Here is a 16,323-nt window from a genome sequence, read left to right as displayed (position 1 = left end):
ATGAGAGAGGTCTCATCCCGCTCTCCCGAAGACGCAACCTCGCCACGGTCTCCTGGAAGCAGGCGCGGCCGACCGGACCGGCCGCACGACGAGAGGAACACCATGACAGCTCGCCAGCACAAGGTCGCAGCAGGAGTCGTCGCGCTCATGACGGCGTCAGCGTCCGCGCTCCTCGCCCTCCCGGCGCAGGCCGCGACACCGACCGCCGCGAAGGTGCCCACCTGCCACGGGCTGCCCGCAACGATCGTCGGCACGTCCGGCGACGACGAGATCGTCGGGACCGCGGGAAGCGACATCATCGTCGGGCTCGCCGGCGACGACGAGATCGACGGCCGCGGCGGCAACGATGTCATCTGCGGCAACAGCGGCGACGACGAGATCGAGGGCGGCGCCGGCAACGACACCATCTTCGGCGGCGCCGGCCACGACGAGATCGACGGGGAGTCCGGCAAGGACAAGCTCTACGGCGGCTCCGGCTGGGACGAGATCGACGGCGGCCGCGGTGCCGACAAGATCTGGGGCGGCGCTGGCAACGACCAGATCGAGGGTGGCTCCGGCAACGACCGCATCTCCGGCGGCTCCGGGTCGGACCACCTCGAGGGTGAGGCGGGCAAGGACAAGATCTGGGGCAAGAGCGGCCAGGACCTCATCGAGGGTGGGCTCGGCGCTGACCGCCTGTCCGGCGGCAAGGGCAAGGACACGGTCTACCGGCGCCACGCCCCGGACCGCGTCGAGGACCGCTGGGAGCGTGCGCACGGCTTCGACGACTGACGAGCCTTCGACGACTGACGAGCCACGAAGCGCGACGGGACCACGAAGTACCGGGGCACGAAGCGCCGGATGTGAAGCACCGGATGTGAAGCACAGGGCCATGGACCACGGGGCCGGGACGACCGAGGGGTCGCTCCGGCCTCGTGCTGTCCCGTGGCACAAGGGACGGACCCTCGTCGACCTCAGGCTGTCGGTGCGTCAGGATGAGAGGGCGGACGGACAACCGGAGGAGCGATCCATGGCGAACGACGACGAGGTGACCCCTGCGGTGGAGGCGGCGAGTGACGCGCTCACGGTCCGCCGCGCGTTCGGCGAGCCGTACCAGGTCGACGGCGCGACCGTGATTCCTGTCGCGAAGGTTCTCGGCGGTGGCGGGCAAGGACACGGGCACGGCGGCGGCTCCGCGCCAGACCGCCCTCGCAGAGGCTCGACGGCCACCAACGACGGCGCGAGCACGGCCCGCTCGGCGGAAGCCTCCGGCGGCGGGGGCGGCTTCGGCGTCCGCGTCCGTCCCGTCGGTGCGTACGTCGTCAGCGGGGGCGCGGTCACGTGGCGCCCCGCCCTCGACCTCAACCGTGTGATCCTCGCCGGACAGGTGACGTCCGTCGTCGTGGCGCTCGCGGCGATCGCCGCCCTGCGCGCCCGCCGTCGGTGACGAGGACGAAGGCGCACGGACGGTGAGGGTGCTGGGATCGAAGGTCGCGGCCCGCCTGCGTCGCAGGCGACGCGACGTGGGCGACGACGCGCTCCCGGTGATCGCCGAACCTGTCTCGGACCCGGACGACGGCGGTCTCGTCGATCTCGAGCCGGGACCGGTGCCGGACGACGCCGGCCCGGTCGACCTCGCACCGCCGCCGCCCGTGCCTGCGCCGACAGAGGCACAGCTGCGGCGTGCTGTCGGAGCCGTCGTCGCGGCGTCGGCCGGTGACGCGCTCGGCGCGGGGTACGTCGGCAGCGGACCGCTCGGGCCGACCGCCCCTGTGACGATGATCGCGTCGTCCGGCGAGGAGCCGGGGGAGTGGAGCGGGGCGACGGAGCTCGCGACCCCCGTCCTCGAGGTGCTCGCGCGCGGCGGTGACGTCCTCGACAGCCGCGAGCAGGACACGATCGTCATGTCGTGGCTCGACGTGCTGCACGGCGGCCAGCCGCTCGACCCTGCGACGACGGCCGTGCTGCGTCTCGTCTCAGAACAGCTCGAGAGGTCGCCCGGGCTGCCTGCCGCGCAGTGCGCCCGACGCAACGCGCGGCGTCGGCACGAGCGCGAGCGCGGACCCGTCACGAGCGCCTGCATCGTGCCTGCTGCGGCCGCGGCGCTCGGCTTCCTCGGGCCCGAGGACGCGCCCCGCCTCACGCGGGCGGTCAAGATGCTGGTCACGACTCTCCACGGCAGCCCGGAGGCCCTCGCTCCCGCGATGCTGTGGGCGCACTCGGTCCGATCGGTGATCCTCGACGGCCCGGCCCCGCTCGACGACAGCCTCACGCACGTGCCTGGGCACCTGCGCAGGCGCTGGGAGGACCACGTCGCGGAGGCGGCGAGCGCGTCGCCGACCTTGTTCGAGAACGACGGTCTCGCGGTCGAGGCCGTCCAGGTCGCGTGGGCGGCGATCGTGTCGACGGCGAACGACCGGGGCGGCACGCACCTCGAGCGGGCGCTCGTGGCAGCGGTCCGGGCCGGCGGCGACACGGCGACGACGGGCTGGGTCACGGGCGCGCTCGCCGGGGCGCACTACGGCGCGTCGGCGCTGCCGGACGACTGGGGGGACCTGATCCACGGCCGGCTGGGGCGCAGCGGCGCCGACCTGGCGAGGCTTGCGAAGCAGGCCGTGCTCGCAAGCCACGAGCGCGCGGTGTCGCGCCTCGCGGGCCTCGACCAGGCCGAGGCGGAGGGCGGGGAAGCCGGGTGAACGTGACGTACGACACGTGCTGCCTCGCGTTCGTCCCGGGAACGACGAAGGCCCAGGATCCGTGGATCCTGGGCCTTCTGCGGTGTCCGGAGGGGGACTTGAACCCCCACGCCCGATAAAGGGCACTAGCACCTCAAGCTAGCGCGTCTGCCATTCCGCCACCCGGACGAGTGGAACCTTCTGGGCCTTGGCCCGTCTGGCTGCGGGAAGAAACATAGCACGGCTGGAGCCCGAAGTTCACATCGGCAGGAACACGGGCCTCCCGACACCCGATTGGCGGCCCGAGCGGCGACGAGCGCCCGGGCAGGTGGGCGGCGTCCGTGATCCTTCAGGGCGTGCTCAGCGATCTGCCAGGTCCCCGGCGGGGCACCGTCGACCTGGGACTGTGCATCGTGGACAATGGTCGGATGATGACCGACGAGCGGAGCCTCCGCGAGCCGACGGAGGCCGGTGCCCCCAGGGTGCTCGCCGACGAAGAGCTCGACCGCATCGCGGCGATCGCTGCTTCCGTCTCGGGTGCGGACGCGGGCGTCGTGGCGCTCGAGACCCCTGCTGGCTATGCGCTCCCTGGCCTCTACGGCCTGAGGGAGTCGCTCGCCACGACGCGCGAGGTCACCGTCGAGGCCGCGATGACCGACGCCGTGGTGCGCACCGCCGCACCCCAGGTCGTCAACGACGCCGAGGCCGACGAGAACCTGGCGCGACGCGGGTGGGCCCAGTACTGGGGCTTCCGCTCGTACGCCGGGGTCCCGGTGCGTGACGTCCACGGGCACGTCGTCGGCGCGTTGAGCATCATGTCGCGCGAGCCGCGCGACTTCGACAACACGACGGTCGCCCGCCTCACCGAGCTTGCCGCCGTCTGCTCCGCCCGCGTCGTCGCGCGCGAGATCCTCGAGCGCCTCAGCACGGCCGAGCGCAGCGCGAGCACGGTCGACCGCATCAACCGCGTGCTCCTCACCTTCAGCGAGGGGCTCGGTGCGACCGCGACGGCCCAGGACGTCGCGCGGGTCGTGACCGAGCTCGCGAGCGCGCAGCTCGACACCGCGTACAGCGCGGTGGTCGTCCAGGTCGACGGCCGCTTCGACGCTGTCGAGGGCTCGCACCTCCCCGAGGACCTCCCGATGGAGTACTCGGAGCTGCAGCCTGCGGCGGACCACCCGGGTCCGCACTCCGTGGCGGACGGCCAGGCGCGCTTCTACCCGACGCGCGCCGAGCTCGTCCAGGAGTACCCGCACCTGTCGGGGCACACGTCCGCGAACGTGGACGGCGAGGTCTACCTGCCGTTCCGTGTCGAGCGGGCCGACGACGCGCCGCTCGACGGGTGGCTGTGGCTCGGTTGGTCGGACGAGCACGTCACGACGCCGCAGACCCAGCGCATGAAGCGCGCGGTGACGACGTACGTCGCACGCGCGCTCGAGCGTGCCGAGCTGCTCGCTGCCCGCGCTGCCGTCGCCTACACGCTCCAGTCCGCGCTGCTCACGAAGCTGCCCGAGGTCCCCGGCCTCGAGCTCGCCGCGCGGTACATCCCTGCGAGCCGCGGCGAGCAGGCCGGCGGTGACTGGTACGACGCGATCCACGTGCACGGCGCGACGACGCTGATCATCGGCGACGTCGTCGGGCACAACATCGCTGCAGCCGCCCAGATGGGCAACCTGCGGTCCATGCTGCGCGGTTTCGTCGCCGACGCGCTCGAGGCGCCGTCGCGGCTGCTCAACCGGCTCGACGACGCGAACCTCCGCCTGTCGACGCGAACGATGGCGACCGCCGCCGTCGCGCAGGTCACGCCGCCCTTCGTCGAGGGCGGCCCCGCCCGCGTCGTGTGGTCGAGCGCCGGGCACCTCTCGCCCGTCGTCGTCGGGCCCGAGGGCGACGTCAAGGTGCTCGACGGCCGCTCCGACCTGATGCTCGGCGTCGCGCCGGGTGCGACGCGCGCCGACCACGAGCACGTCCTCGAGCACGGGGCGACGATGCTGCTGTTCACCGACGGTCTCGTCGAGCGACGCGGCCGCCCGATGGCGAGCTCGCTCCTGCAGCTCGCGGAGATCTTGTCCGACCTCGCGCAGGCGCCGCTCGAGCACCTCGTCGCGGACATGGTCGAGCGCATGGGCGCGGCGAGCGAGCGCGACGACGTCGCCGTCCTGGCGGTCCGGCTCGTCTGACGCTGAGCGGGTGAGGGCGGTGTCAGACTGTCCCGGTGACAGCGCCGAGCCTCGACCCTGACAACCCGTTCGCGGCTCCGTCGAGCCTGCCGTACGGCCTGCCCGACTTCGCGCGCACCCGCGTCGAGCACATCGCTGCCGCGGTGCGCGTCGGCATCGCCCAGGAGGTCGCCGAGGTCGAGGCGATCGCCGCCGAGACGACGCCCGCGACGGTCGAGAACGTGCTCGACGCCCTCGAGGCGACGGGCGACCTGCTCGACCGGGCGCTCACCGTCATGTCGACGCTCCTCGACGCGGACCCGAGCCCGGAGCTCGAAGACCTCGAGGACGAGCTCACCGCCGAGCTCTCCGCGCACGACGACGCGATGGCGATGCACGCGGGCGTCCACGTGCGGCTCGTCGAGCTCGGCGACCGCGTGGCGCGGGGCGAGGTCGAGATCGACGCGGCAGGACGGCGGCTGCTCGACGAGCGGTTGCGCGACGTCCGACGGTCCGGCGCGGACCTGCCGACCGAGCAGCGCGACGAGCTCCGACGCATCAACGCGCGGCTCGCCGAGCTCGAGTCGGCGTTCTCGCGGGCGGTCGTCGCGGCGTCGAACGCCGCCGGCGTGCGCGTCTCGGACCCGGCCCGGCTCGTCGGCCTGACCGAGGACGAGGTTGCGTCCGCCCGCGCCGCGGCCGAGGACGCGGGTCTTGAGGGCTACCTCCTCGAGCTCGGCTCGCCGACGCAGCAGGAGGTGCAGGCGAGGCTCGCGGACCGCGGGCTTCGCGAGGAGGTGCACCGCGCCGCGACGACCCGCGGCGCCTCGGGTCAGCACGACACCCGCCCGCTCGTCGTCGAGATCGCACGGTTGCGCTCCCGCCGGGCCGCGCTGCTCGGGTTCCGTGACCACGCGACGTACGTCACGCAGGTCGTGACGGCCGGCACGCCGGACCGCGTCCGGGAGCTGCTCGCCCCGCTCGTCCCCCGTGCGGTCGCGAACGCCCAGACCGAGCTCGAGGCCGTGCAGGAGGTGCTCGATGCCGCCGACGGCCCCGTCGCGCCGTGGGACGTCACGTGGGCGACCCAACGGCTGCGGCTCGCGCGGTACGCGATCGACGACGCCGTGCTGCGTCCTTACCTCGAGCTCGACCGCGTCCTCGAGCACGGCGTGTTCGCGGCGGCGACCGCGCTCTACGGCCTCACGTTCCACGCGCGCCCCGACCTGCAGGGCTACCACCCCGAGGTGCGCGTCTGGGAGGTGAAGCACGACGACGGGACCGGGCTCGGGCTGTTCCTCGGCGACTTCCTCGCGCGCCCGACCAAGCAGGGCGGCGCGTGGTGCACGACCCTCGTCGACCAGTCGCACCTGACAGGCGCGCGACCGGTCGTCCTCACCGTGCTCAACGTCGCCCGGCCTGCGCCCGGCCAGCCGACGCTCATGACCTGGGACGACGTCGTCACGGCGTTCCACGAGGCGGGGCACGCGCTCCACGCGCTGCTCTCCGACGTGCGCCGCCCGTCGCAGTCCGGGACGGAGGTGCCGCAGGACGTCGTGGAGGTTCCCTCGCAGGTCAACGAGACGTGGGCGTGGGACCCGGCGCTGCTGCGCCGCTATGCGGTGCACCACGCGAGCGGCGTGCCGCTCCCGGACGACATGATCGACCGGCTGCGCCGCGCGCAGCAGCACGGTCAGGGCGTCGCGACGACGGAGATGCTCGCTGCGACGTTCCTCGATCTCGCCTGGCACTCGATGACGGAGAGCGAGCTCGAGGCGGCGCTCCCGGGCGGGGCGCGCGACGTCGAGCGGTTCGAGCAGGCAGCGCTCGCCGCCGTCGGCCTCGACGTGCCGTGCGTGCCGCCGCGCTACCGCTCGACGTACTTCGCGCACGTCTTCGGCGGTGGCTACGACGCGGCCTACTACGCCTACCTCTGGTCCGAGGTGCTCGGTGCGGACCTCGTCGAGTGGTTCCACGAGAACGGCGGGCTGGGCCGCGAGACGGGAGAGGTCTTCCGACGCGAGCTCCTCGCCGTCGGGGGCTGCGTCGAACCGATGGTCGCGTTCGAGCGGCTCCGCGGGCGACCCGCGTCGCCGGCCGCGCTGCTCGCCCGGCGCGGCCTCGCCTGACGGCTCCCGGACGGTTCCCGCCGCGGTCGCCCGCGCCCGGTAGCGTGGGGCGCATGACCTCCCAGCACGTCCCCGCCGCCCCCTCCGTCGTCCCTCAGGCCGAGGACGAGGTGGTGACGATCTGCCGTGAGCTGCTGCGCATCGACACGTCGAACTACGGCGACGGCTCGGGGCCTGGCGAGCGCACGGCGGCCGAGTACGTCCAGGGGCTCCTCGAGGAGGTCGGCCTCGAGACGACGTTCTTCGAGTCCGCACCCCGGCGGGCGAGCGTCGTCGCGCGCCTCGAGGGCGCCGACCCCACGCGCCCCGCGCTCGTGCTGCACGGCCACACCGACGTCGTGCCCGCGCACGCGCCCGACTGGACGGTCGACCCGTTCTCGGGGGAGGAGATCGACGGCATGCTGTGGGGTCGCGGCGCCGTCGACATGAAGGACATGGACGCGATGATCCTCGCGGTCGTGCGACAGATGGTGCGCGAGGGACGCAAGCCTGCGCGTGACGTCGTGCTCGCGTTCTTCGCGGACGAGGAGGCGGGCGGCCCGTTGGGCGCGGGGTGGGCGGTCGACAACCGCCCCGAGCTGTTCGAGGGGGCGACCGAGGCGATCAGCGAGGTCGGCGGTTTCTCGGTCGAGCTCGGCGGACGGCGCGCGTACCTCCTGCAGACCGCCGAGAAGGGGCTCGGCTGGCTGCGGCTCGTCGCAGACGGTCGCGCCGGGCACGGCTCGCAGATCAACCCCGACAACGCCGTCGCGCACCTCGCCGGCGCCGTCGCACGGATCGCGGCGCACCCGTGGCCGCTCACGCTCACGCCTACCGTCCAGGCGCTCCTGCGCGGCGTCGCCGACCTCACGGGCCTGCGCTACGACGTCGAAGACCCGCACGTGATCGACGAGCTCGTCGCGGCCCTCGGTTCGACGAGCCGCTTCGTGGGCGCGACGCTGCGCAACACCGCGACCCCGACCCAGCTCGACGCCGGGTACAAGGCCAACGTCGTGCCGGGCACCGCGACCGCGGTGCTCGACACGCGCTTCCTCCCTGCTGAGCGGGACTCGATGCGGGCCGTCCTCGAGGACCTCGCCGGCCCGCACGTGCGGATCGAGACGATCCACGAGGACATCGGCCTCGAGGCGCCGATCACCGGCGCGCTCGTGGACCGCATGGTCGACGCAGTCCTCGCCGAGGACCCGGGCGCCGTCGTGCTGCCCTACATGCTCTCCGCCGGCACCGACAACAAGTCGCTCGCGCGCCTCGGCATCACGGGCTACGGCTTCGCGCCGCTGCAGCTGCCGCCCGAGCTCGACTTCGCGGGGATGTTCCACGGCGTCGACGAGCGTGTGCCCGTCAGCGCCCTGCGCTTCGGCGTCCGGGTCCTCGACCGGCTGCTCGCCCAGGGCTGACGGGCCTGGCGGGCGCGGCCCTTCCCGGCGCCGGGCGTCTCAGTCGAAGATGCCCAGCGTGTTGCGCGCCCGGATGATCCGACGCCGCAGCATGACCCGACGCTCCCCACCGACGTAGAGGCTCGACGTCGCGAGCTCCCACCTGCCGTACTCGGCCTCTTCCGCGAGCATGCGGGCGGCGTCGTGGCGCGAGACGTCGCGCGCGATCGACACGGTGCGGTACTCGTACTCCCCGTGGCGGGGGACAGGCGTGCGGCGGTCGGAGCGAGCGGTCATCGGGCAGTTCCTCCCGGTCGGCGGTTCGGTCGGACAGCGGCGGGACGACCCGCCGACTGCCATTGTGCACGCGAGAGGGATACCGTTGCTGCCATGACCGTCGAACCACGCGCTGCACTTGACCGTCTCGTCGCCGCCTTCGAGGCCCACCTGAGCGCGATCGTCGGCCGTCGTGGGGATGACGACCCTGCGGTCGACGAGGCGTACTACGTCCTCGCGGACGCCTTCGACGTCTACGACGAGGCGATCGCCTCGACGTACGGCGAGGCGCTCCCGTTCTACGTCGCCGAGGAGGACGACGAGGACGACGACGATGACGAGGACGACGAGGACGACCTCGACGACGAGGACCTGGACGACATCGACGAGGACGACCTCGACGACGACGAGCTCGAGGGACTGTCCGAGGACGAGGTCGAGGAGCTCGCGAAGCGCGAGCGGTGACCTGTCCGCGAGCGCCTGGTCAGCGGCGCTCGGGGTAGCCGGTCGCCGGGGCGCTGACCTCGTCGAGCGCGGCGCCGACCTCCGGTGGCAGCTCGAGATCGAGAGCAGCGAGCGACGTGCGGAGCTGACCCGGCGTGCGGGCACCGACGAGGGCGCTCGAGACGCCGGGGCGGGCCCGCAGCCACGCGAGGGACACCTCGAGCACCGAGCGGCCGAGGCCCTCGGCAGCGATCGCGACGGCCTCGACGATCGCGCTCGACTCCTGGTCGAGGTACGGCTGCACGAACCCCGACAGATGGGTCGACGCCGCCCGCGAGTCGGCGGGGATCGTGCGCCGGTACTTGCCGGTCAGTACACCGCGCCCGAGCGGCGACCATGCGACGAGGCCTGACCCGAGGGCGAGAGCCGCGGGCACGACCTCGCGCTCGACGCCGCGCTCGAGCAGCGAGTACTCCATCTCGACGGCCGCGAGCTCGAGGCCGGCCTGCTCGAGGAGGGTCGCGGCGCGGGCCTGCTGCCAGGCCGCGTGGTTCGAGAGGCCCACGTAGCGTGCGCGGCCCGAGTCGACGGCTCGCTGCAGCGCCGAGAGCGTCTCCTCGAGCGGGGTGCGCGGGTCGGGGTTCTGCACGAGGAAGAGGTCGACGTGGTCGGTCCCGAGACGCTGCAGCGAGGCGTCGAGCGATCCGAGGACCGCGCCCCGGGACGCGTCGAGCATGTTCCCGCGGGACGTCGAGCGGACGCCGGCCTTGGTGCAGATGACGACGTCCTCGCGGCGCACCTCGGTCAGCAGGCTGCCGACGACCTCCTCACTCGCGCCGTCGGCGTACGACGCCGACGTGTCAATGAGAGTGCCGCCCGCGTCGAGGAAGTCCCGGAACTGCTCCGCCGCGTCGATCTCGTCGGTGTCCCGCCCCCATGTCATCGTCCCGAGCCCGAGCTCGGAGACGCGCATCCCGGTCGTGCCCAGCTGCCGCAGCTCCATGCGGGCAGGTTACCTGGCGGGACGGGCCGGGTCGGCGCAGGCGCGGCGGCGTCGGCACGCGGTCGCCACATGATCCGCACGGGACACCCGGGCCCGGCCGGTCGCCCCGTCCGGGCCGACCCGTAGAGTGTCCGCTTGTGAATGTCTGGGAAGCGATCGTCCTCGGCCTCGTCCAGGGCCTCACCGAGTTCTTGCCGATCTCGTCGTCGGCGCACCTGCGCATCGTCGGCGAGCTGATGTCGTCCGACCCGGGCGCCGCGTTCACCGCGATCACGCAGATCGGCACCGAGCTCGCGGTCGTCATGTACTTCCGCAAGGACATCGTCCGGATCTGCGTCGCGTGGTGGCGCGCGCTGACGGGCGCGCACGGCACCGGCTGGCGGGAGCGCCTCGGCGCGGGCGACCCGGACGCGCGCATGGCGTGGTGGATCGCGCTCGGCTCCGTGCCGATCGTCGTCGGCGGGCTGTTCCTCGAGGACGCGATCGACGAGACGTTCCGCAACCTCTACCTCACCGCGCTCACGCTCGCGGTGTTCGGCGTCCTGCTGGGCGTCGCCGACCGCTTCGCGCGGCAGGAGCGGACCCTCGACACGATCGGCCCCCGCCACGCGGTCCTGTTCGGCATCGCGCAGGCGATGGCCCTCGTCCCGGGCGTCTCGCGCTCGGGCGGGACGATCACCATGGGGCGCCTGCTCGGATACACCCGTGAGGCGGCCGCCCGCTACTCGTTCCTCCTGGCGATCCCCGCGGTGCTCGGCTCGGGCTTCTACAAGCTCGTCAGCTCGTTCGACGAGCTCGGGACGCCGGGCACGCCGGGGCTCCTGCCGATCCTCGTCGCGACCGTGACGGCGTTCGTCGTCGGCTACGTCGTCATCATCTGGTTCCTCAAGCTCGTGTCGACGCGTTCCTACCTGCCGTTCGTCGTCTACCGCCTGGCTCTCGCCGTGGTCGTCGTGATCCTGCTCGGCGCAGGTGTCGTGACGGCGAACGGCGTCGCCTAGCAGCCGCCCGTGGCGAGCGGCCGGGCGCCGCTCGCCCGCTAGGCTGGGGCGGTGCACGCCTGGCCCAGACCGCAGATCCCTGTCCTCCCCGACGCCGACGGCGTGATGCCGTCGCTCGTCGACTCGTCGACCGGCGAGCGTGTCCAGCCCGTGCCGGGCGACAGCGCCGGCCTGTACGTCTGCGGCATCACGCCGTACGACGCGACGCACATCGGCCACGCCGCGACCTACGTCTCGTTCGACCTGCTCGTGCGTGCCTGGCTCGACGCCGGTCGCACGGTCACCTACGTGTCGAACGTGACCGACGTCGACGACCCGCTGCTCGAGCGCGCGAACGCGACGGGCGTGGACTGGCGCGACCTGGCGCGCGACCAGATCGCCCTGTTCGCCGCCGACATGACGGCGCTCGGCGTCGTCCCGCCGGACGTGTACCTCGGTGCCGTCGAGACGGTCCCGCAGGTCGTCGACGCCGTCGAGCGGCTCGTCGCGGCGGGCGCCGCGTACCGCGTCCCGAACGAGCCGGGCGCGGGCGGGGACCAGCCTGACCTGGGCGACGTGTATGCCGACGTGAGCGTCGACCCGTCCTTCGGTGACGTCGCGCGGCTCGACCGCGATGAGATGACCGCGCTGTTCCGCGAGCGTGGCGGCGACCCGGAGCGCGTCGGGAAGCGCGACCCGCTCGACCCGCTGCTGTGGCGACGGGAGCGCCCGGGCGAGCCGGCATGGGACGGCGGGAGCCTCGGCACCGGCCGGCCGGGCTGGCACGTCGAGTGCGCCGTGATCGCCCGCCAGGGGCTCGGCAGCGGGTTCCACGTGCAGGGCGGCGGCGTCGACCTGCTGTTCCCGCACCACGAGATGAGCACGTCGCACCTGCGCCTCCTCGCGGACGGCGAGCGCGCGACGGCGCACCTGCACGTCGGCCTCGTCTCCTACCAGGGCGAGAAGATGAGCAAGTCCCGCGGCAACCTCGTGCTCGTGTCGCGCCTGCTCGAGCAGGGCGTCGACCCGATGGCGATCCGGCTCGCGCTCCTCGACCACCACTACCGCTCGGAGTGGGAGTGGTTCGACGACGACCTCGTGCGCGCACAGATGCGCCTCGCGCGCTGGCGTGAGGCCGTGTCGGGCAACGGAGGTCCCGAGGCTGCGACGACGCTCGCGGCGATGCGTGCGGCCCTGCGTGACGATCTCGACGCCCCGACCGCGCTGCGTGCCGTCGACGCGTGGGCCGAGCGTGCGGTGACGGAGTCGAGCCGTGACGACGTCGTCGTCCACGAGGGTGCGCCCGGCGTGATCGCCCGTGGTGTCAACGCGCTCCTGGGCGTGCGGATCTGACGTCGGACGTGCCGGAGCGGCACCGCTCGCCGGGGCCTGCAGACGACTGAGCGGGGCCGGGCACAGCCCGGCCCCGCTCTGCGTGCGGGTCAGCCGACCTGCGGGATGATCTGCGACGCGACGAGCTCGAGGTGGTCGAGGTCGTGCAGGTCCAGGACCTGCAGGTAGAGGCGCTCGACGCCCGACTCGCGCAGGGCACCGATCGTCGCGACGGCCTCGCTCACCGTCCCGGCGACACCGTTGCGCCGCAGCTCCTCGGGCTCGCGGCCGATCGCCGCGGCACGGGAGCGCACCTGAGCCTCGTCGGTGCCGACGCACAGGACGAGCGCAGCCGAGCGCTTGAGGGTGGACACGTCGCGGCCAGCGGCCTCGCACGCCGCGTTCACGACGTCGAACCGCTCACGGATCGTGTCCTTCGCGGGGAACGCCTGGTTGTACTCGGTCGCGAAGCGCGCGGCGAGCGCCGGCGTCTTCGACGGGCCGCCACCACCGATGATGATCGGCACGCCCGCGCGCCCGGGGTGCAGCGGGTCGTGCTGGACCGGCTTGGGCAGCGCGGGGGAGTCCTCGAGCGTGTAGACCTCACCCTCGTGCGAGAACGTCTCGTCGAGCGGCGTGCCCCACAGGCCGGTGAGGATCTCGAGCTGCTCGGTGAGCATCCCGAACCGCTTGGCCGGGAAGGGGATCCCGTACGCCTCGTGCTCCCGCGTGAACCAGCCGGCACCGAGGCCGAGCTCGACACGCCCGCCGGACATCTGGTCGACCTGCGCGACCTGGATCGCCAGGACGCCCGGGTGGCGGAACGTGGCGGACGTCACGAGCGTCCCGAGGCGGATCGTGCTCGTCTCGCGGGCGAGACCGGCGAGGGTCGTCCACGAGTCCGTCGGTCCGGGCAGGCCGGAGCCGTCGCCCATGCGCAGGTAGTGGTCAGAACGGAAGAAGGCGTCGAAGCCCAGGTCCTCGGCGGCGCGGGCCACCGCGAGCTGGTCGTCGTACGACGCGCCCTGCTGAGGTTCGGTGAAGATGCGGAAGTCCATGTCACCAAGCCTCGCACGGCCAGCGTGCGCGCCGTCGCCGGTCAGGCCTCCGGGCCTGCGTCCTCGCGCCCGTCGGCGCCCGGCTCGTCCGGTCCGTCCGCCTCGGGCGCGGCCGGCACTTCGGTGTCCGGGGAGGAGGGGCCGGCGACGTTCCCGCGGGGCGTCCCCGCGTGCCCGCCGCCGTCCTTCGACCCCGGCCGTCCACGCCGAGCCTCGCCAGGCTGGTCGCCGCGCTCGCGGCGGCGCAGGTAGCGCTCGAACTCGCGCGCGATCGCCTCTCCTGACGCCTCGGGCAGCTCGACCGTGTCCTTCGCCTGCTCGAGCTGCGCGACGTACTGGGCGATCTCCTCGTCCTCCTCGGCGAGCTCGTCGACGCCGTGCTCCCAGGCTCGCGCGTCGTCGACGAGGTCGCCGAGCGGCACGTGGACGCCGATCAGGTCCTCGAGCTTCACGACGAGCGCGAGCGTGGCCTTGGGCGAAGGCGGGTGCGCGACGTAGTGCGGCACGGCCGCCCACAGGGACAGCGCGCGCATCCCACCCTCCTGGGCGGAGTGCTGGAGCACCCCGACGATCCCGGTAGGGCCCTCGTACGAGCTCTGCTCGACGCCGAGGAGCGCCTGCACCGCCGGGTCCTCGGACGTCGCCGAGACCGGGATGGGCCGGGTGTGCGGGACGTCGGCGAGCAGACCCCCGACGGTGATGACCGTGCGGACACCGAGCCTCGTGGCGATGCCGAGCAGCTCCTTGCAGTAGGTGCGCCACCGCATCGACGGCTCGATACCGTGCACGAGCACGAAGCGGCGGCCGTCGAGCTCGGCGACGCTGACCGTCGTCGTCGGCCACGTCAGCACGCGCCGCCCGTCGTCGTCGGTCGACACGACGGGACGGTTGACCTGGAAGTCGTGGTAGTCCTCCGGGTCGAGCTCGTCGACCTTGTGGCCGCCGAGCACCTCCGTGAGGTGCAGGACGGCGGAGGTCGCCGCGCTGCCGGCATCGTTCCAGCCCTCGAACGCGGCGATCATCACGGCCCCGTGGTCGGGGCCGGTCGTGTTCTCGCTGGCAGGCGAGCCGTCGATCGCGGGCGTCAGGTCACCGAGGTCGTCGGGGAGTTCCGGGAGGATCGGTTCGTCCATCTCTCCAGCCTATTGCGTCCGGACGGACAGGCTCGTCGGATGGGGCACGATGGAGGCATGCCTTCTTCCTTCTCCCAGCAGACGTGCGCCCCCGTCGACCCCGTGTCGGGGCGCGCGCTGCCCGCCGCCGTCCTGTGGGACATGGACGGCACGCTGATCGACACCGAGCCCTACTGGATCGCCGCGGAGACGGCCCTCGTCGTCGAGTCCGGCGGGACGTGGACCCACGAGGACGCGCTCTCGCTCGTCGGCTCGGACCTGCTCGCGGCGGCTCGCGTGCTCCAGGAGCGTGGCGGTGTCCGGCTCGAGCGCGCGGAGATCGTCGAGCGCCTCGTCGCCTCCGTGAGCGACGAGATGTCGCGCGAGATGCCGTGGCGCCCCGGCGCGCGGGAGGTCCTCGAGCGGCTGCGCGAGGCGGGCGTGCCGTGCGCGCTCGTGACGATGTCCTACCAGGTGCTCGGTGAGCGTCTCGTGGCGGCCGTCCCGGCCGGGACGTTCGCCGCCGTCGTGACGGGTGACCAGGTGACCCGCGGCAAGCCGGACCCGGAGCCGTACCTCGTCGCCGCCGCGCGCCTCGGCGTCGACCCTGCGTCCTGCGTCGCGTTCGAGGACTCGCCGCCCGGGCTCGCGTCCGCGACCGCGTCGGGCGCCCGGGTCGTGGGCGTGCAGTCGGTCCTGCCGCTGCCGCAGCGCGCGGACCTCAGCCGGGTGCCGAACCTCGAGCCCGTCGACCTGTCGATGATCGCGGCCGTCGCCGCGGGGGAGACCTTCGACCTGCTGGCCGACGGCTGACGCGCTCCGCCCAGGCGGGAGCGCTCAGGCCAGACCGAGGTTGAGACGGATCGCCCCTTCGGGGATCTCGGGGACCTGACCGCCGAACGCGGGGCACAGCGACCGGTGCGCGCACCAGTCGCACAGGCGCGACCTGCTCGGGCGGAAGTCCTCCGCCTCCGCGTCCCGCACGATCGACGACCACACGGAGCGGATGCGCGTCTCGGTGCGTTCGAGGTCGCCGGTCGTCGGGGCCGAGCGGAGCACCTGCCCGTCACCGAGGTACATGAGCTGCAGCATCGCGGGCAGCGTCTCGCGCGTGCGCCACACGACGAGACCGTAGAACCGCATCTGGAACGCCGCCGACCCGCCGTACTGGGGCCGGGGCGCCTTGCCCGTCTTGTAGTCGACGATCCGCACCGCGCCGTCGGGCGCGACGTCGACGCGGTCGACGATGCCCCGCAGCCGCGGCCCGTCCTCGAGCTCGACCTCGACGAGGAGCTCGCGGGCGCGAGGCTCGAGCCGGTTCGGGTCCTCGAGCGTGAAGTACGTGTCGATCAGGGAGCCGGCCGTGCCGAGCCACCGCTGCGCCTCGTCCGCGTCGGCGAACATCGTCGAGTACTCGGGCCGCTCCTGCAGCAGGCGGTCCCACGCCCCGGGCACGAGCGAGTGCGCGGCCGCGGCGGTGCGCTCACCCGCGGGAGCGTCGAACAGGTCCTCGAGCACCGCGTGCACGAGCGTGCCGCGCGCTGCGGCCTGGCTCGGCGGCTCGGGGAGCCGGTCGACCGTCCGGAACCGGAACAGCAGCGGGCACTGGACGTAGTCGTTCGTGCGCGACGGCGAGAGCGCAGGAGCGCGCCGCGGCCTGCCCGGCTCGCCGGGCGCACCGCCGTCCGTCGCAACCCCGGGGGCGGCGGCGGGAACGGCAGGGACGGCAGCCAGGATCTGTTCGGTCACCCGTCCAGGGTAGGCGGGGGGACCGACATCGCCGTCACCCTAGGCTGTCCC

General features: G+C 73.3%; 14 protein-coding genes, 1 tRNA gene and 1 pseudogene. 10 read left to right on the top strand and 6 right to left on the bottom strand.

The features are described from left to right. The first annotated feature begins 102 nt into the window (after positions 1-102). The 3 genes from ATL41_RS02315 to ATL41_RS02305 all read left to right on the top strand — a co-directional run bounded on the left by ATL41_RS02315 (position 103) and on the right by ATL41_RS02305 (position 2,675). Positions 103-771, top strand: a complete 669-nt coding sequence (locus tag ATL41_RS02315) for a calcium-binding protein (protein WP_169924480.1) — start codon at positions 103-105, stop codon at positions 769-771. Positions 772-1,009: 238 nt separating this feature from the next. Then, on the top strand, positions 1,010-1,426 hold the full coding sequence (locus tag ATL41_RS02310; protein WP_098457025.1) for a spore germination protein GerW family protein: 417 nt from the start codon (positions 1,010-1,012) through the stop codon (positions 1,424-1,426). Between the two features lie 22 nt (positions 1,427-1,448). After that, complete coding sequence (locus ATL41_RS02305; protein WP_143556552.1) at positions 1,449-2,675, top strand: ADP-ribosylglycohydrolase family protein; 1,227 nt, start codon at positions 1,449-1,451, stop codon at positions 2,673-2,675. An 83-nt stretch (positions 2,676-2,758) separates the two neighbouring features. Here the strand turns inward: ATL41_RS02305 and ATL41_RS02300 are convergent. Next, positions 2,759-2,843, bottom strand: a tRNA-Leu gene (locus tag ATL41_RS02300). A gap of 239 nt (positions 2,844-3,082) precedes the next feature. Between ATL41_RS02300 and ATL41_RS02295 the strand changes: the two genes are divergently transcribed. From ATL41_RS02295 to ATL41_RS02285, 3 genes are read left to right on the top strand one after another with little or no spacing between them, the layout of a single operon-like run. Then, a complete protein-coding gene (locus ATL41_RS02295; RefSeq protein WP_098457023.1) occupies positions 3,083-4,834 on the top strand; it encodes a GAF domain-containing SpoIIE family protein phosphatase in 1,752 nt (583 codons plus the stop codon). 35 nt (positions 4,835-4,869) lie between these two features. Then, positions 4,870-6,942: a M3 family metallopeptidase gene (locus ATL41_RS02290; RefSeq protein WP_098457022.1), complete on the top strand. Its 2,073-nt coding sequence runs from the start codon at positions 4,870-4,872 to the stop codon at positions 6,940-6,942. Positions 6,943-6,995: 53 nt separating this feature from the next. Beyond that, positions 6,996-8,339: a M20/M25/M40 family metallo-hydrolase gene (locus tag ATL41_RS02285; RefSeq protein WP_098457021.1), complete on the top strand. Its 1,344-nt coding sequence runs from the start codon at positions 6,996-6,998 to the stop codon at positions 8,337-8,339. A 39-nt stretch (positions 8,340-8,378) separates the two neighbouring features. On the opposite strand, the gene ATL41_RS02280 is transcribed toward ATL41_RS02285, so the two are convergent. Beyond that, positions 8,379-8,615, bottom strand: a complete 237-nt coding sequence (locus ATL41_RS02280) for a DUF5703 family protein (RefSeq protein ID WP_098457020.1) — start codon at positions 8,613-8,615, stop codon at positions 8,379-8,381. 93 nt (positions 8,616-8,708) lie between these two features. On the opposite strand from ATL41_RS02280, the gene ATL41_RS02275 reads away from it, so the two are divergent. Next, positions 8,709-9,059: a primosomal protein gene (locus ATL41_RS02275; protein ID WP_098457019.1), complete on the top strand. Its 351-nt coding sequence runs from the start codon at positions 8,709-8,711 to the stop codon at positions 9,057-9,059. Between the two features lie 19 nt (positions 9,060-9,078). On the opposite strand, the gene ATL41_RS02270 is transcribed toward ATL41_RS02275, so the two are convergent. Then, positions 9,079-10,041, bottom strand: a complete 963-nt coding sequence (locus ATL41_RS02270; protein ID WP_098457018.1) for an aldo/keto reductase — start codon at positions 10,039-10,041, stop codon at positions 9,079-9,081. Positions 10,042-10,178: 137 nt separating this feature from the next. Between ATL41_RS02270 and ATL41_RS02265 the strand changes: the two genes are divergently transcribed. Together ATL41_RS02265 and mshC are read left to right on the top strand one after the other, a co-directional pair. Then, complete coding sequence (locus ATL41_RS02265) at positions 10,179-11,042, top strand: undecaprenyl-diphosphate phosphatase (RefSeq protein ID WP_098457017.1); 864 nt, start codon at positions 10,179-10,181, stop codon at positions 11,040-11,042. A 51-nt stretch (positions 11,043-11,093) separates the two neighbouring features. Further along, positions 11,094-12,374 (top strand): cysteine--1-D-myo-inosityl 2-amino-2-deoxy-alpha-D-glucopyranoside ligase, encoded by a 1,281-nt coding sequence (gene mshC / locus ATL41_RS02260; protein ID WP_098457016.1) that lies wholly within the window; start codon positions 11,094-11,096, stop codon positions 12,372-12,374. Positions 12,375-12,463: 89 nt separating this feature from the next. Here mshC and ATL41_RS02255 read toward each other — a convergent pair whose 3' ends face one another. Both ATL41_RS02255 and ATL41_RS02250 read right to left on the bottom strand, forming a co-directional pair. Beyond that, on the bottom strand, positions 12,464-13,411 hold the full coding sequence (locus ATL41_RS02255; RefSeq protein ID WP_098457015.1) for an LLM class F420-dependent oxidoreductase: 948 nt from the start codon (positions 13,409-13,411) through the stop codon (positions 12,464-12,466). A 221-nt stretch (positions 13,412-13,632) separates the two neighbouring features. After that, positions 13,633-14,433, bottom strand: a pseudogene (locus ATL41_RS02250) (PAC2 family protein); the annotation flags it as partial. A gap of 168 nt (positions 14,434-14,601) precedes the next feature. Here ATL41_RS02250 and ATL41_RS02245 point away from each other — a divergent pair. Beyond that, positions 14,602-15,336, top strand: coding sequence for an HAD family hydrolase (locus ATL41_RS02245; RefSeq protein ID WP_098457013.1), 735 nt, complete (start codon positions 14,602-14,604; stop codon positions 15,334-15,336). 24 nt (positions 15,337-15,360) lie between these two features. Here ATL41_RS02245 and ATL41_RS02240 read toward each other — a convergent pair whose 3' ends face one another. Next, entirely contained in the window at positions 15,361-16,272 is a 912-nt protein-coding gene (locus ATL41_RS02240; protein WP_281253852.1) for a RecB family exonuclease, read from the bottom strand. Between the last annotated feature and the right edge of the window lie 51 nt (positions 16,273-16,323).

This window comes from Flavimobilis soli, assembly GCF_002564025.1.
GTDB lineage: Bacteria > Actinomycetota > Actinomycetes > Actinomycetales > Cellulomonadaceae > Flavimobilis > Flavimobilis soli.
This window is presented reverse-complemented; position numbering and strand designations above follow the sequence as displayed.

Coding starts and splice junctions, on each gene's coding strand:
- ATL41_RS02315 (WP_169924480.1), top strand. CDS start 103: ATGACAGCTCGCCAGCACAAGGTCGCAGCAGGAGTCGTCGCGCTCATG.
- ATL41_RS02310 (WP_098457025.1), top strand. CDS start 1,010: ATGGCGAACGACGACGAGGTGACCCCTGCGGTGGAGGCGGCGAGTGAC.
- ATL41_RS02295 (WP_098457023.1), top strand. CDS start 3,083: ATGATGACCGACGAGCGGAGCCTCCGCGAGCCGACGGAGGCCGGTGCC.
- ATL41_RS02285 (WP_098457021.1), top strand. CDS start 6,996: ATGACCTCCCAGCACGTCCCCGCCGCCCCCTCCGTCGTCCCTCAGGCC.
- ATL41_RS02280 (WP_098457020.1), bottom strand. CDS start 8,615: ATGACCGCTCGCTCCGACCGCCGCACGCCTGTCCCCCGCCACGGGGAG.
- ATL41_RS02275 (WP_098457019.1), top strand. CDS start 8,709: ATGACCGTCGAACCACGCGCTGCACTTGACCGTCTCGTCGCCGCCTTC.
- ATL41_RS02270 (WP_098457018.1), bottom strand. CDS start 10,041: ATGGAGCTGCGGCAGCTGGGCACGACCGGGATGCGCGTCTCCGAGCTC.
- ATL41_RS02255 (WP_098457015.1), bottom strand. CDS start 13,411: ATGGACTTCCGCATCTTCACCGAACCTCAGCAGGGCGCGTCGTACGAC.
- ATL41_RS02245 (WP_098457013.1), top strand. CDS start 14,602: ATGCCTTCTTCCTTCTCCCAGCAGACGTGCGCCCCCGTCGACCCCGTG.